At 59.6% G+C, this 13,214-nt stretch carries 11 protein-coding genes; 7 read left to right on the forward strand and 4 right to left on the reverse strand.

Annotation, left to right across the window (positions count from 1 at the left end; translation table 11 throughout):
- Positions 1 to 70: 70 nt before the first annotated feature.
- On the reverse strand, positions 71 to 766 hold the full coding sequence (locus EIY72_RS17160) for a pirin family protein (protein ID WP_093220684.1): 696 nt from the start codon (positions 764 to 766) through the stop codon (positions 71 to 73).
- A 278-nt stretch (positions 767 to 1,044) separates the two neighbouring features.
- On the opposite strand from EIY72_RS17160, the gene EIY72_RS17165 reads away from it, so the two are divergent.
- Positions 1,045 to 3,519 (forward strand): UvrD-helicase domain-containing protein, encoded by a 2,475-nt coding sequence (locus EIY72_RS17165; protein WP_093220689.1) that lies wholly within the window; start codon positions 1,045 to 1,047, stop codon positions 3,517 to 3,519.
- A gap of 64 nt (positions 3,520 to 3,583) precedes the next feature.
- Here the strand turns inward: EIY72_RS17165 and EIY72_RS17170 are convergent, their stop codons facing one another.
- Positions 3,584 to 3,856 carry a DUF1652 domain-containing protein gene (locus tag EIY72_RS17170; RefSeq protein WP_093220693.1) on the reverse strand — a complete coding sequence of 91 codons (273 nt, stop codon included), beginning with the start codon at positions 3,854 to 3,856 and terminating at the stop codon, positions 3,584 to 3,586.
- A 263-nt stretch (positions 3,857 to 4,119) separates the two neighbouring features.
- Here EIY72_RS17170 and EIY72_RS17175 point away from each other — a divergent pair, with 263 nt between their 5' ends.
- The 4 genes from EIY72_RS17175 to EIY72_RS17190 all read left to right on the forward strand — a co-directional run bounded on the left by EIY72_RS17175 (position 4,120) and on the right by EIY72_RS17190 (position 7,915).
- On the forward strand, positions 4,120 to 4,935 hold the full coding sequence (locus tag EIY72_RS17175) for a helix-turn-helix transcriptional regulator (protein ID WP_093220698.1): 816 nt from the start codon (positions 4,120 to 4,122) through the stop codon (positions 4,933 to 4,935).
- Positions 4,936 to 4,986: 51 nt separating this feature from the next.
- Positions 4,987 to 6,393 (forward strand): NAD(P)/FAD-dependent oxidoreductase, encoded by a 1,407-nt coding sequence (locus EIY72_RS17180; RefSeq protein WP_093220702.1) that lies wholly within the window; start codon positions 4,987 to 4,989, stop codon positions 6,391 to 6,393.
- A 29-nt stretch (positions 6,394 to 6,422) separates the two neighbouring features.
- A complete protein-coding gene (locus EIY72_RS17185; RefSeq protein WP_093220706.1) occupies positions 6,423 to 6,767 on the forward strand; it encodes a cupin domain-containing protein in 345 nt (114 codons plus the stop codon).
- Between the two features lie 62 nt (positions 6,768 to 6,829).
- Positions 6,830 to 7,915 (forward strand): polyamine ABC transporter substrate-binding protein, encoded by a 1,086-nt coding sequence (locus EIY72_RS17190; protein WP_093220711.1) that lies wholly within the window; start codon positions 6,830 to 6,832, stop codon positions 7,913 to 7,915.
- 62 nt (positions 7,916 to 7,977) lie between these two features.
- On the opposite strand, the gene EIY72_RS17195 is transcribed toward EIY72_RS17190, so the two are convergent.
- Positions 7,978 to 8,643 carry an MliC family protein gene (locus EIY72_RS17195; protein WP_093220716.1) on the reverse strand — a complete coding sequence of 222 codons (666 nt, stop codon included), beginning with the start codon at positions 8,641 to 8,643 and terminating at the stop codon, positions 7,978 to 7,980.
- A 150-nt stretch (positions 8,644 to 8,793) separates the two neighbouring features.
- Positions 8,794 to 9,018: a YgdI/YgdR family lipoprotein gene (locus tag EIY72_RS17200; RefSeq protein ID WP_093230511.1), complete on the reverse strand. Its 225-nt coding sequence runs from the start codon at positions 9,016 to 9,018 to the stop codon at positions 8,794 to 8,796.
- A gap of 203 nt (positions 9,019 to 9,221) precedes the next feature.
- Here EIY72_RS17200 and EIY72_RS17205 point away from each other — a divergent pair, with 203 nt between their 5' ends.
- Positions 9,222 to 10,874, forward strand: a complete 1,653-nt coding sequence (locus EIY72_RS17205) for a VRR-NUC domain-containing protein (RefSeq protein ID WP_093220720.1) — start codon at positions 9,222 to 9,224, stop codon at positions 10,872 to 10,874.
- Positions 10,871 to 13,150: an ATP-dependent DNA helicase gene (locus EIY72_RS17210; RefSeq protein WP_093220725.1), complete on the forward strand. Its 2,280-nt coding sequence runs from the start codon at positions 10,871 to 10,873 to the stop codon at positions 13,148 to 13,150. Before EIY72_RS17205 ends, EIY72_RS17210 begins: the two co-directional genes overlap by 4 nt.
- Positions 13,151 to 13,214 lie beyond the last annotated feature (64 nt).

The following is a 13,214-nucleotide window of genomic DNA, read 5'->3' on the forward strand; positions in this document are numbered from 1 at the left end:
GCAAGGGACAAACTGCAAAAAAAAAGGGCGACCATCACGGTCGCCCCTTTTTCGTGTGTGCTTGAGCCCATCAAGCCAGATCCACCAGCACGATCTCGCTGTCCTCGATCGCGGTCACGCGCAGCACCGGTTCTTCATCGACCGCCACACCGTCTCGAGCTTGCGCGCGCAAGCCATTGACTTCAATGACACCGGTAGCCGGCACCAGGTAGGCGCGTCGGCCGTTGTCCAGGCGATACTCGGCGGACTCACCGGCCTTGAGGTTCGCCGCCACCAGGCGCGCATCGGCACGAATGCGCAGGCTTTGATCGTCGCCGTCCTTGCCACTGGCCAGGGTCACGAAGCCTTCACGGTTGCCTTTCGGGAAAGGCTTGGCGCCCCACGATGGTGCCAGGCCCGTTTCGTTGGGGATGATCCAGATCTGGAAAATCCGTGTTTCACTCGCTTCCAGGTTGTATTCGCTGTGGGCGATCCCGGTGCCGGCGCTCATGACCTGAACGTCACCGGCTTCAGTGCGGCCCTTGTTGCCAAGGTTGTCCTGGTGAGTAATGGCGCCTTCACGGACGTAGGTGATGATTTCCATGTCCCGGTGTGGATGCTGCGGAAAACCACTGCCGGGGGCGATGATGTCATCGTTCCAGACCCGCAGGTTGCCCCAGTTCATGCGCTTGGGGTCGTAATACTCGGCGAACGAAAAATGGTGATGGGCATCCAACCAGCCGTGGTGAGCGCCACCGAGCGAGTTGAAAGGTCTGAGTTCCAGCATGATCGTCTCCTGTAAAGGTTCGTCATGGGGCGATGCGCCTGAGCCACGAAGCGAGACCGGTGGTTGATGACAAGCATCATCCATCAGCTACACATCGATAAAAAGCGTAAAAAGTGCAGCATATTGATCTAAAGATTCGATCATTTTGATGGCGCATGGTTCTCACAGAACCTTCACTTCTGCGCATAAGCCAATGACCTGTAAGCATTTGACTAGAACTCATCGGCAAATGCAGACACCATAGCGCTCAACAGCCTCACACCCTGGAGTCAGTCCGCGTGCCGCAACACACCCCCGATCTTCCTCCTGAACTTCGCCCCCTGACCGAGATGCCGCTGATCAAGCGTCTGCTCGCGCGTTTCTTCGGCTACAGTCTGACTCGCCTGCACGCACAGCACCGAGCGTCCTGGTTGCACGGCCAGGCCGACGGCTTTCGCAGCGGCCACAGCGCCGGTGTCGACTACGGCTACAAGGAAGGCAAGCTCGAAGGGCTGGAAGAAGGGCGGCAGGTCCTGCTGATCCGTGATTCACGCAGTACGGAGCACAGACCACCGCAAGTGGACGATCTGCTTTTTGACGACTGGCGTCTGCCGCTGAGCGCTGAATTGAAGAAACGCATGAAGGCTGATGTGGCCCGCCTGCTGCCGGCGCATGCCCAGCCAAGCGCGGCCCAGTGGAAGATGATTTTCAGCGATACACCGTCAACATCGGTGATTGCCGGCGCAGGGGCCGGTAAATCGACCACCCTGGTGATGCGGATCCTGTTGCTCAATCACTACTTGGGTTTTGAACTGAATTCCATGACGGTGGTGACCTTCACCCGTGAGTCGCGCAAGGACTTCATCAACAAACTGATCGAACTCTTTTCGCTCTGGGGACCGGCCCCCAGCCTCAAGGAAGCACGTGAGCTGGTGCGTACCTTCCACTCGCGAATTCTGCCGATGGTGCGCAGCCTTCCGGGGTTCGAGCGCCTGCAAGCCTTCGAAAACCTCAGTTTTCAGGCTCAGGACAGCGACGCTGAAGCCGACAGCAATCCTTTCGACTTGCGCATCAACGATGCCCAGCGCCAGCAGCTCAATGCCTGTTATCACCGTCTGCACGGCAGCGACGAGCGTTTTCGCGAGCTGATCAAGCCGCTGTCCCGCCATGCCTTGCAGCTCCGGGAACTGGAACGCGATCACCCGGATGTACAGAAGCGCATCGGCGTGACCGAATTGGCGGCCAAGCGCGACGAAGAACTGTGCGACCTCATCGAAGACTTGTGGTTTCGTGCCGGTGCCTGGCCGATCAAAGGCATCGAGCCCAGTCGCCAGTCCTTCGATATCAACGGTTCAAGGTTTCAGTGCCACGGCTACATCCCATCCCTCGATGCCTGGGTGGTGCTGGGGTTCGACCCTCGGGAAAACCCGCAGGTCAGCCGCCCGAACGCCAAGCTGACGGTGCGCGCAGAGTGGGCCGTAAAGCGCACCCTGTTTCAAGCTTTCTGTCGTAAGCCTTTGATATGGTTGGATAGTTATGAGTCTTCAAAGCGTGTTTTAGCGTCGCTGGCCGGGGATGCCAGTGCCGGGCCGGGCTTTGATTACAAGGTCAAGGGCGAGCTGGTGTCGGCGCCATTGCTGGACTGTTTTGTCGCCGCCGCCGGGTTTATCGAGAACCTCGGCCTGGATGTTCCGAACGCCGTGAGCCAGATGAGTTTTGCCAAGGACGACCCGGACCGGTTCTTCTTTGAAGCACTGAGCCTTTACTGGCGGGCGCTGGAGGATCATCTGCTCGATCAGAAACCGCCGATGATGACCTACAACCGCATGTTTGCGCTGTTCAGCGAGCACTCGCCGGAAAACCTCAAGTTGCTCAGTGATGACCTGTTAAGGCCGCTGTCGCATCTGATGATCGACGAGTTTCAGGACGTATCACCGCAAATCGTCTCGTGGATCCGCGCCAGCCTGACAGAAATCCGCAGTCGCGGACCGGCCATGCATGTCGGTCGCGGCGCCCAGCGTTCGTCCTTGCTCTGCGTCGGTGATGACTGGCAATCGATCTACGGCTGGCGCGGCAGTTCGCCGAGCTATTTCATGGAGTTCAACAAGGAATTCCCGTCACCGAGCACCACCAAGGTCATGCTCAGTGACAACTATCGCAGCCATCAGCACATCATCGATGCCGCTGAACACATCGTCCGGGCAGCACCGGCCATTGCCGGCAAAAAGGCCAAGGCCGCGGGCGAGTCGAAGGACTTGCTGCCGGTGAATGTGCTGGATCGCGATGATCAGGCCATGGCACAGCGCCTGATGGAGCATTACAGGAAGGGCGATTCAATCTTGATGTTGTATCGAAAAAGTAGCGATAAGGTATTGATTGAGCAGCATATTCAATCTGTAGTTAATGTTGATTCTAGCTTGCCGTACCCGGCACGGCGGCTTAAGCAATTGACCTACCACAGCGCCAAAGGCCTGCAGGCCGACGCGGTGTTTTTGTTGGGTGACTGCCAGCACCTGACCAGTTCGCCCTACAAAAACCAGGTGTATCGCATGGCGGGTCTGGGCAAGGCCGGCGACAGCGAGGCCTACGACAATGCGCAGAAAGATGAAATTCTGCGACTGGCCTACGTCGGCATCACCCGCGCGGTGAGCCATTGCTACTGGTACGTGGACGGCCAGGACAACCAGGCAGCCAACCTGCCCAAGGCCTCCGACCGGATCGGCAAGGGCAAGGCGTTCTTCGCTGATCATCGCCAGGGCAAGGTTTCGGCTTGAGCCCGATGTTCCGGCCAATAAAAAACCCACAGCAGTGTGGGTTTTTTATTGGGTGGCCAAGCCTTCAGGCATAGCTCCTGAGCGCCTCCGGTGGCACGAAAGCTTCCAGCTCGATTTCCACCGCTTCGATTATTCGCTCCACGTCGGCCGCATTCATCACGGTCGCACAGGGGATGCCGGCAATAGCGATCATGGTCTCGCCAGTCGCACGGTCAAACAGACGGGCAATCATGCTGCCCGGGGCATCCATGCTCGCCTCGAAGCCCATGGGATGAAAATGCCAGCGCATCAGCTGGCAGGCGTTTGGAAAGGTGACCTTGCTGAACCCTTTATTCATGTGTTGCCCGCCTTCTTCATCGAGCGCTTCCTTTAGCTCATGTTAGGAGGGAAGAACCTTCAATGGTTCAACCAGTACCGGTCTTTAAAAGTAGCATCCGCTTGTGAAAAAAACGTTTCTTTTTCAGGCCGTTTGGCGATTGCTTGCACTTTTTTGATTCAGCGCACGTTTCGCGGCAGGTTTTGGCAAAAAGCCATCATCTGTTTAGTCGTTGAAGCGCAAGCAGAAGTTGGGCAAGCTCGGTTTTTTTCAGCGAGATTGCCATGCACGCCGAGGATGATGGCCCCCTGCAAACCCAGGCCACGGGTGAAACGGTCATGCGTTATCACCTGCGCTGGAAACACCGCGACCTCGATGGCGTCATGGCGCTCTATCACCCGGATGTCGTCTACAGCGATTTTTTCCAGAACCGGGTGATGGGCCTCGATGAATTGCGCGAGTATGTGCGCAGCAGCATGCCCAGGGACCCGGACGAAGCCCTGGAGCACTCCGACCGGATTCGCCTGGACGGCAACACCGCGTTCATCCAGTACCGCATCACCCTGCGCGGTGGTGAAGGGCTGGTGTCGTTTCGCGCCAGTGAGGCGATCACCGTCAAGGACGGCCTGATCTGGCGGGTCAACGAGTACGCGTCGCTGGTGCACGAACACACCACCAGCAAAACCTCGGACAAACAGCGTCCGGCGGTCAGTCGGCTGGGCTTGTCGCCGCGCCAGTTGAGCTTCATGGCCGAGGACTTGCAGCAGTACTTCCAGCGCCAACAGCCGTACCTCGACCCGGAACTCGATCTGCAGCGGGTGGCGAAAGAGTGCGGCTACAGCCGCAACCAGATCTCCTACTTGCTCAATCAGGTGCTGGGCCAGAGCTTCTACCGCTACGTCAACCAGGCGCGCCTGCAACACCTGCTCGCGGCGCTGGATGCCGCCACGCCGCCGTTGCGCATCGATGAGCTGGCATTTGCTGCCGGGTTCAATTCGCTGTCGGCGTTCTACAGCTGTTTTCGCCAACACACCGGCCAGTCGCCCAAGGCCTACGTCAAACAAATTTCTTTGCGTGCACGCGCGCAAGACAACGCCTGAAGCCACGCACTAGGATCAGCGCCATCGAAGGTTTGATTGGCGGAGTCTTGCATGCCGGCGTGGCGCACTATCAGTTTATGGATGGATCAGCTCGACGAGCCCCTGTTGGCGCGTCCGGCGCTGGAGCAGGACCTGGATGTCGACGTCGCCATCATCGGTGCCGGTTACACCGGGCTCTGGACCGCGTATTACCTCAAGTTGCACAAACCTGAACTGAGCATCGCCATCGTCGAAGCGCAAACCGCCGGTTTCGGCGCGTCGGGGCGCAATGGCGGCTGGTTGATGGGCAACCTGCTGGGCGAGGATCGCTTGCTCGCCGGTCTATCGCCCGAGGCGCGTCGTGCCTCTTATGACCTGTTGCACAGCATCCCCGATGAAGTGGAGATTGTCCTCGAACGTGAGGGCATCGACTGCGATTACCGCAAGGGCGGTGTGCTGTATTGCGCGGCGCGTTATCCGGAGCAGGAGGCCAGCCTGCGCGAATACCTGGACGATCTGTACCGTCAGGGCCTCAACGAAAACGACTATCGCTGGCTGTCACCCGAGCAGTTGGCGCAGCAGATCCGCGTCGCCAAGCCCTATGGCGGCATCTACGCCCCGCACGTCGCGACCATACACCCGGCCAAACTGGTACGCGGTCTGGCCCGCACGGTGGAACGCATGGGCGTGAAGATTTACGAAAACAGCCCGGTCACCCACTGGCAATCGGGCAGCGTTCGCACGGCCAAAGCCTCGGTGCGCAGCCGTTGGGTGGTGCCGGCAGTTGAGGGTTATTCCGTCACCTTGCCGCCATTGGGGCGTTATCAAATGCCGGTGCAAAGCCTGATCGTCGCCACCGAGCCACTGTCGGCCGCGACCTGGGATGAAATCGGCCTGAGCCGCGGCCAGGCCTTTAGCGAGGCCAGCCGTCAGGTCACCTACGGCCAGCGCACCGCCGACAACCGCCTGATCTTCGGCGCCCGTGGCGGCTACCAGTTTGCCGGCAAGTTGCGCCACAACTTCGAACTGACCGATGACGAGAAACAACTGCGTCGTTACCTGTTCGGTGAACTGTTCCCGCAACTGAAGAACGTGCAGATCACCCATTCCTGGGGCGGCAACCTCGGTATGTCGCGGCATTTCAAACCGCACATGCTCTGCGATCAGGCCAGTGGCATCGCCTTGTCCGGTGGATATGGCGGCGAGGGTGTCGGCGCCAGCAACCTTGGCGGACGGACCCTGGCCGACCTGATTCTGCAACGCGATACCGAATTGGTCCGCCAGCCCTGGGTCATGCCGCAACGCGGTATCGACGCGCTTCGGGCCTGGGAACCGGAGCCCATCCGCTGGCTCGGTTACAACGCGATCATTCGCAGCTTCGTCCATGAAGACCAGACCCTGGCCAACCCGGCGACTGCGCCGTGGCGGCGCAAGCTCGCCAGTGGGGTTGCGGGTTTCATGGAAGGTTTCATGCATTAAACGGCGTTTCTCTCTCGACAGGTAATCCCATGAGCATCACCCAATTCAAAAACACCGCAACCCTGCTGCTGGACGAATCGAACCCGGTCGCCGTGCCGCTGGGCACGCCCGTCGCTGTCGCCTCGACCACCAGTGTCGAGCGCGACGATGGCGTCGAGACCGGCGTCTGGGAGTGCACGCCGGGGCGCTGGCGGCGGCAGATCGTCGCCCAGGAGTTCTGTCACTTCATCCAGGGCCGTTGCACCTTCACCCCGGATGACGGCGGCAAAACCCTGCACATCGAAGCCGGCGATGCCCTGATGATGCCGGCCAATACCCTCGGTATCTGGGACATCCAGGAAACCGTGCGCAAGACCTACGTACTGATTTTCTGATTTTTTTGATCGCTGATCCTTTGATTGCCTGCCAATAAAAACAACCCCACAGGAATCGACTCATGATTCGAAAGACACTGACCCTGGCTCCACTGATGCTGGCGGCTTCCATCAGTCAGGCGGCCGACACCGTCAAGATCTACAACTGGTCGGACTACATCGCACCGGACACCACGAAAAACTTCCAGAAAGAAACCGGCATCGGTTTCACCTACGACGTCTATGACAGCAACGAAACCCTGGACGGCAAGCTGATGACCGGTAAATCCGGCTACGACGTGGTGTTTCCCTCCAACCACTTCATGGCCCGGCAGATCCAGGGCGGGGCGCTGAAGAAGCTCGACAAGAGCCAGTTGCCGAACTGGAAGAACCTCAATCCGGTGCTGATGAAAGCCCTGCAGGTCAATGACCCGAACAACGAGCACGGTTTCCCGTACCTGTGGGGCAGTACCGGCATCGGTTACAACATCGCCAAGGTCAAGGCCGTGCTGGGCGACAACGCGCCGGTGGATTCCTGGGACCTGATCTTCAAGCCCGAGAACATGGAGAAACTGCAAAAGTGCGGCGTGGCCATCCTCGACAACGGCCCCGAGCTGCTGCCGGCGGCGTTGAACTACCTTGGACTGCCGCATCACAGCAAGAATCCGGAAGACTACAAAAAGGCTGAAGCCCTGTTGATGAAAGTGCGGCCGTACGTCAGCTACTTCCACTCATCGAAGTACACCAGTGACCTGGCCAACGGCGATATCTGCGTGGCGGTCGGATTCTCCGGCGACATCCTGCAGGCGGAAACCCGCGCCAAGGAAGCCAAAAACGGCATCGACATCGGTTATTCGATTCCCAAGGAAGGTGCGGCGATCTGGTTCGACATGGTGGCCATGCCAGCCGATGCACCGGACGAAAAGGCCGGTTATGCCTTCATGAACTACCTGCTGCGCCCGGACGTCATGGCCGCTGTCAGTAACTACGTGCACTACGCCAACGGCAACGAACAGGCCGACAGCCTGATCGATCCGGCGATCAAGAACGACACCAAGGTTTATCCAAGCCCGGAAATGATGGGCAAACTGTTCGCCCTGGAAGCCATGCCGTTGAACATCGACCGCGTGCGCACCCGGGTCTGGAACAAGATTCGTACCGGCAGCTGAAATGGCTGATCAGGCCGACGGGACAGGATGTTCCGTCGGCCCCTTTGTCGACACCCTGATCTTCAACTGACCGGTTCGGCGGTGCAAACCATCTGCCCTGAAGCCGGTACCTGCAAGGTGGCATCGTTGCCGTCTTGCCAGAAGCGGTAGCTGCCCCGGTAGTCCTTGCCCGTGTAGAGGTGGCCGGAATCGCTCGGCACCTGCATCAGGGTGGCCGAGCTTTTTGCCCATTTCAAAAACACTACCCCTGGTTGCACCGTGAAGTAGGTGGCGGAAACCGGCGTGCTCATGCCGGCACAACGGAATGCCACCGGGCCTTCACTGAGTCTGCTGGGATCCTTGGTCCTGGCGATGGCCGAGCCCTGGCGCAGTTGATCGGCTCGTTCGGCATAACTGCCGATCACGCATCCTCGGGCTTGCGGGCCGCCACCGCACTGGTTGCGCGCATCGATCCAGAACTGCTGATCGATCTCGACCTTGGCCGGTTTCGGCACCGAGTGGTCATCGGTCAGTGCCAGCAGGTACAGACGATTGAGCTCCAGGTCCATCTGCGCCAGCTGGCCGTCGTGGCAAATCAGGTTTTCCACGGTCGAGCGCGGCGAGGCACAGTCGAAGCTGGTTTTGTAGACAGGTAAAGGCTTGGTTTTTTTGGCCGCAACGCAGTCGCTCGCTGTCGCGAACGCGCCGGCGGCGAGGAAGGCAGCCAACAGTGGCGTGACCTTGTTCATTTCGGTGTCACCTGTAATACCCGTATCGCAACTTTATCCCTCAATCTGCTGCACAGTCCTTCGGTTGCACGGGGTCTACGCAGTGTAAAGCAGTGCTCGAAACCTGCCACACCGAGGAGGAAGAGAAGGGCGCCGGAACGTGAAATCTCGTCAGTCTTCTTTGCGAATCGTTGCCACTTCGTCCGCGCGAACCTTCACTTTGGCACCGGAAATGTCCCTGAACTCGATAAAGCCGTCACTGGTTTTGGTTTTCGGCATGTCCTTGGTCAAGTACTGCGTGCCGTTTTGCAAGGTCACCACCGTTGGCGTCGAGCAACCGGCCAGGGTCAACAAAACGGCCATCGCCAATGGCCAGCCCAGGGTCTTGATCTTCATGTTCACCTCACGTTCGTTCGCGCAGCCAATCATCTCACTGCATCTCTAACGCGGTTGGTTCTGTGCATCGAGGGAAAGTTCTATGGCAGGCACAAAAAAACATCGCAATTGCCACCATTTATCCTTTTCCGTTTGCACCTGCACGGGCGTAGCTGTTATCTGTACGCATAACCAGTACTCGTTTCGCCATGGCCCTTTGACCTGTGACCGCTAACCCGCTCGACGACCCGTTCTATTACCTCAATAACTTCATGCAAGTGCTTGATTGGCTTGAGCAACGCTATGCCGATGTGCTGAGCGTCGATGAGCTGCGCTTCCTGCATGAGTTCCAGGGGTTGCCCCGTGAGTCGCGGGCGCTGCTGGTGCGCATGGTCATGCGCAAGGGCATTCATTTCCGGGCCAGCAAGCTGCATTACGATGAGATCGGTGACATTGCCAGCGCTGCAGGACCATTGCTGGAGCTGGGATGGATCGACGAACAGCAGCCGGTGTCGCTTCAGGTGTTGTTCGAGGTGCTGCTTAAAGCAGAGATCCTGCAGCACTTTGCCGCGGGCATTGACCAGCCCAAAGGCAAAAAGGCCGACTGGCTGCCGGCACTCAGCGAGCAGTTCCCCGAGGCAAAGAGCCTCGGGCAATGGTGTCCCGGGCTGCAAGAGCGCCTGTTCAGCCTGACCATCATGGATCTGTGCGATCGCCTGCGGTTGATGTTCTTCGGCAACCTATACCAGGACTGGTCCGAGTTCGTGCTCGCCGACCTTGGCATCTACACCTACGAGAAAGTCGAGATCGGCGCCGAGTCCCGTGGTTTGCGCAGCCGAGAAGATGTCGATGCCTTCATCTGCCTGCACCTGTACCAGCAACAGTTCGAGGCCGGTGAGGCGCTGGAGGACGTGATCGCGCGGATCCAGGGTCTGGCGCTCGACAATCCCTGGTTGCAGAGGCGCCGTGGCAAGCTGCTGTTCCAGATCGGCCAGCACTGCGAGCGCATCGCCGATTTCTCCACGGCGCTGGCTCTCTATCGCGAATGCGCCTATCCCGGCGCACGCTCGCGGATGATTCGCGTGCTCGAGCGCTGCGCCGAATATGCATTGGCCCTGGAACTGGCCGAGCACGCGGCACAAGCGCCGCAAAGCGCCGCCGAACAGCAGCATTTGCTGCGGATCGTGCCAAGGCTGCGACGCAAGCTCGGCGGGCCGCCGTTGAAGCGCGTCAGTTCGCGACCGGTGCAGCGCCTGGACTTGCAGTTGCCTCGGGTCGATCCGGGGTTGTCCGTGGAGTTTCACGTTCAGGCGCACCTGAGCGAGGACCTCGCGCCGGTCCACTACGTCGAGAACGGCCTGATCAACTCGTTGTTCGGGTTGCTCTGCTGGCCGGCAATATTCGCGCCGTTGCCGGGGTCGTTTTTCCATCCGTTCCAGCGCGGTCCGGTGGACTTGCACAGCGAGGACTTCCACGGGCGCCGGGCCGATCTGTTCCAGGCGTGCCTGGCCGAGCTCGACGACGGGCGCTACCGGCAGACCATCCGTGAGCGCTACATCAGCAAGTGGAACGTGCAATCGCCGTTCGTGTTCTGGAACCTGCTCAGTGACGACTTGCTGGAACAGGCACTGGACTGCTTGCCCGCCGAACACCTCAAGCACTGGTTCAATCGTTTGTTGCTGGACATCAAGGCCAACCGCGCCGGCATGCCGGACCTGATCCAGTTTTGGCCAGCGCAAAAGACTTACCGCATGATCGAGGTGAAGGGGCCGGGGGATCGCCTGCAGGATAATCAGCTGCGTTGGCTGGAGTTCTGTCACCAACACCAGATGCCAGTCGCCGTGTGCTACGTGCAATGGGCGGAGCCAGGCCCTTGAGTTACAGCATTGCGGTGCGCGCGCTGTGCGAGTTCACCGCCAAGACCGGTGACCTGGACCTGCGCTTCACGCCATCGCCGACGGCCCTCGAAGGCATCGTCGGCCACCGTACGGTCGCGTCGCGGCGCAGCGAGGGCTATCAAAGCGAGGTCGCCCTTGAAGGGCAGTTCCGCAGCTTGACGGTCAAGGGCAGGGCGGATGGCTACGATCCAGCGCAAAACTGTCTGGAGGAAGTGAAGACCTATCGTGGCGACTTGAGCAAACAGCCGGTCAACCATCGCCAGTTGCATTGGGCCCAGGCGAAAATCTACGGCTGGTTGATGTGCTGCAAGCTCGACCTTGCGCAGATCAATCTGGCGCTGGTGTATTTCGACATCGTCAGCGAAAAGGAAACCTGTCTGCTCGAAGCGTTCACGGCCGCAGACCTGCAGGCGTTTTTCGAACAGCACTGCCTGGCTTTCCTGCACTGGGCAGAGCAGGAAATGACCCATCGCGAAGGGCGCAACCGGGCGGCGCAGCAGATGGCGTTTCCCCATGCCGGATTCAGGCCGGGCCAGCGCCATCTGGCCGAGTCGGTGTTCAAGGCGGTCAGCACCGGCCGCTGCCTGATGGCACAGGCGCCCACGGGGATCGGCAAGACCCTGGGCACGCTGTTTCCCATGCTCAAGGCCCTGGCACCGCAGCAGCTGGACAAGGTGTTCTTCCTCACGGCGAAAACCCCAGGGCGAAAGCTGGCCCTGGATGCCGCGCAAGTGATGCTCGACGCTCCGGCCGCGCCACCGTTGCGGGTGCTGGAAATGATTGCCCGGGACAAGGCCTGCGAGCATCTCGACAAGGCCTGCCATGGTGAGTCCTGTCCTCTGGCCCGAGGTTTCTACGATCGGTTGCCTGCGGCCCGGCAGGCGGCCAGCCGGCTCAGCCTGTTGAATCAGGGCACCTTGCGTGAGGTCGCCTTGGCACACGAAGTCTGCCCGTACTACCTGAGCCAGGAAATGGCGCGCTGGGCCGACGTGGTGGTCGCCGATTACAACTACTACTTCGACTTCAGTGCCCTGTTGTTCGGCCTGGCCCAGGCCAACAACTGGAAAGTCGCCGTGCTGGTCGATGAAGCCCACAACCTGGTGGAGCGTGGCCGGCAGATGTACAGCGCCAGTCTCGACCAGGCCACGCTCAACGCCGTGCGCAAAACCGCACCCGAGCCCTTGAAAAAAGCCTTGCAGCGAGTCAACCGCGAGTGGAATGCCTTGCACACCCCGCAAATCGCCGCCTATCAGGCGTATGACCGGCCGCCTGAAAAGCTCTTGCAGGCGTTGTCATCTGCTAACGCGAGCATTGGTGATTATCTCAATGATCATCCCCAGGGCCTGGATTCGGCGTTACAAGGCTTTTACTTCGACATGCTGCAATTTGGCCGTGTGGCCGAGCTGTTCGATGAACAGTTCCTGTTCGACATCAGCAAGCGCGATCTCGAGCGCAAGCGTCCGCTGTCGCAGCTGTGCCTGCGCAATGTGGTGCCTGCCGGATTTATCCGCCCACGGCTCAAGGCTGCACGCAGCACCGTGCTGTTTTCCGCCACCCTGAGCCCGCGGCGGTATTACGCCGATCTGCTGGGCACCCCGGAAGATACGGTGTGCATCGACGTCGAATCGCCGTTTCATGCCGAACAGCTGCAGGTGCACATTGTCAGCCGCATTTCCACGCGTTTTGTCCATCGCCAGGCGTCCCTTGAACCGATCGTGGCCCTGATTGCCCGGCAGTTCAGCGAGCGTCCCGGTAACTACCTGGCGTTTTTCAGCAGTTTCGATTACCTGCAGCAAGTGGCGCAGTTGTTGGCCGAGAAACACCCGCACATCAAGCAGTGGTCGCAGTCACGGGGCATGGCCGAGGCACAACGCCAGCAGTTTCTCGATCAGTTTTGCGCGAACGGACAGGGCGTAGGATTTGCCGTTCTGGGTGGCGCTTTTGGTGAAGGTATCGACTTGCCCGGGGCAAGGTTGATCGGTGCGTTCATTGCCACTTTGGGGCTGGCGCAGCTCAATCCGGTGAATGAGCAGCTGAAATCGCGCATGGCGGCGATTTTCGGCGCCGGTTACGACTACACCTATCTGTATCCCGGTGTACAAAAAGTCGTGCAGGCCGCCGGCCGGGTGATCCGTACCCAAGAGGACCGAGGCGTGGTGATGTTGATCGATGACCGCTTCGGCGAAAGCAAGGTCAAACAGTTGCTGCCGCGCTGGTGGTCGATTGCGCCAACGTTGGCATACGCAGCTGATTGACCACGAAATAGACTGATATCCTTGCGCGTTTTCGGCAGGCGGTCATTCGGACTTTCCAAATTGA

This window comes from Pseudomonas vancouverensis (genome assembly GCF_004348895.1).
GTDB classification, from domain to species: Bacteria; Pseudomonadota; Gammaproteobacteria; order Pseudomonadales; family Pseudomonadaceae; genus Aquipseudomonas; species Aquipseudomonas vancouverensis.

Bases quoted from the DNA above. Each gene is read 5' to 3' on its own strand.
- EIY72_RS17160 (WP_093220684.1), bottom strand. From the start codon at position 766: ATGCTGGAACTCAGACCTTTCAACTCGCTCGGTGGCGCTCACCACGGC.
- EIY72_RS17170 (WP_093220693.1), bottom strand. From the start codon at position 3,856: ATGAATAAAGGGTTCAGCAAGGTCACCTTTCCAAACGCCTGCCAGCTG.
- EIY72_RS17175 (WP_093220698.1), top strand. From the start codon at position 4,120: ATGCACGCCGAGGATGATGGCCCCCTGCAAACCCAGGCCACGGGTGAA.
- EIY72_RS17180 (WP_093220702.1), top strand. From the start codon at position 4,987: ATGCCGGCGTGGCGCACTATCAGTTTATGGATGGATCAGCTCGACGAG.
- EIY72_RS17185 (WP_093220706.1), top strand. From the start codon at position 6,423: ATGAGCATCACCCAATTCAAAAACACCGCAACCCTGCTGCTGGACGAA.
- EIY72_RS17190 (WP_093220711.1), top strand. From the start codon at position 6,830: ATGATTCGAAAGACACTGACCCTGGCTCCACTGATGCTGGCGGCTTCC.
- EIY72_RS17195 (WP_093220716.1), bottom strand. From the start codon at position 8,643: ATGAACAAGGTCACGCCACTGTTGGCTGCCTTCCTCGCCGCCGGCGCG.
- EIY72_RS17200 (WP_093230511.1), bottom strand. From the start codon at position 9,018: ATGAAGATCAAGACCCTGGGCTGGCCATTGGCGATGGCCGTTTTGTTG.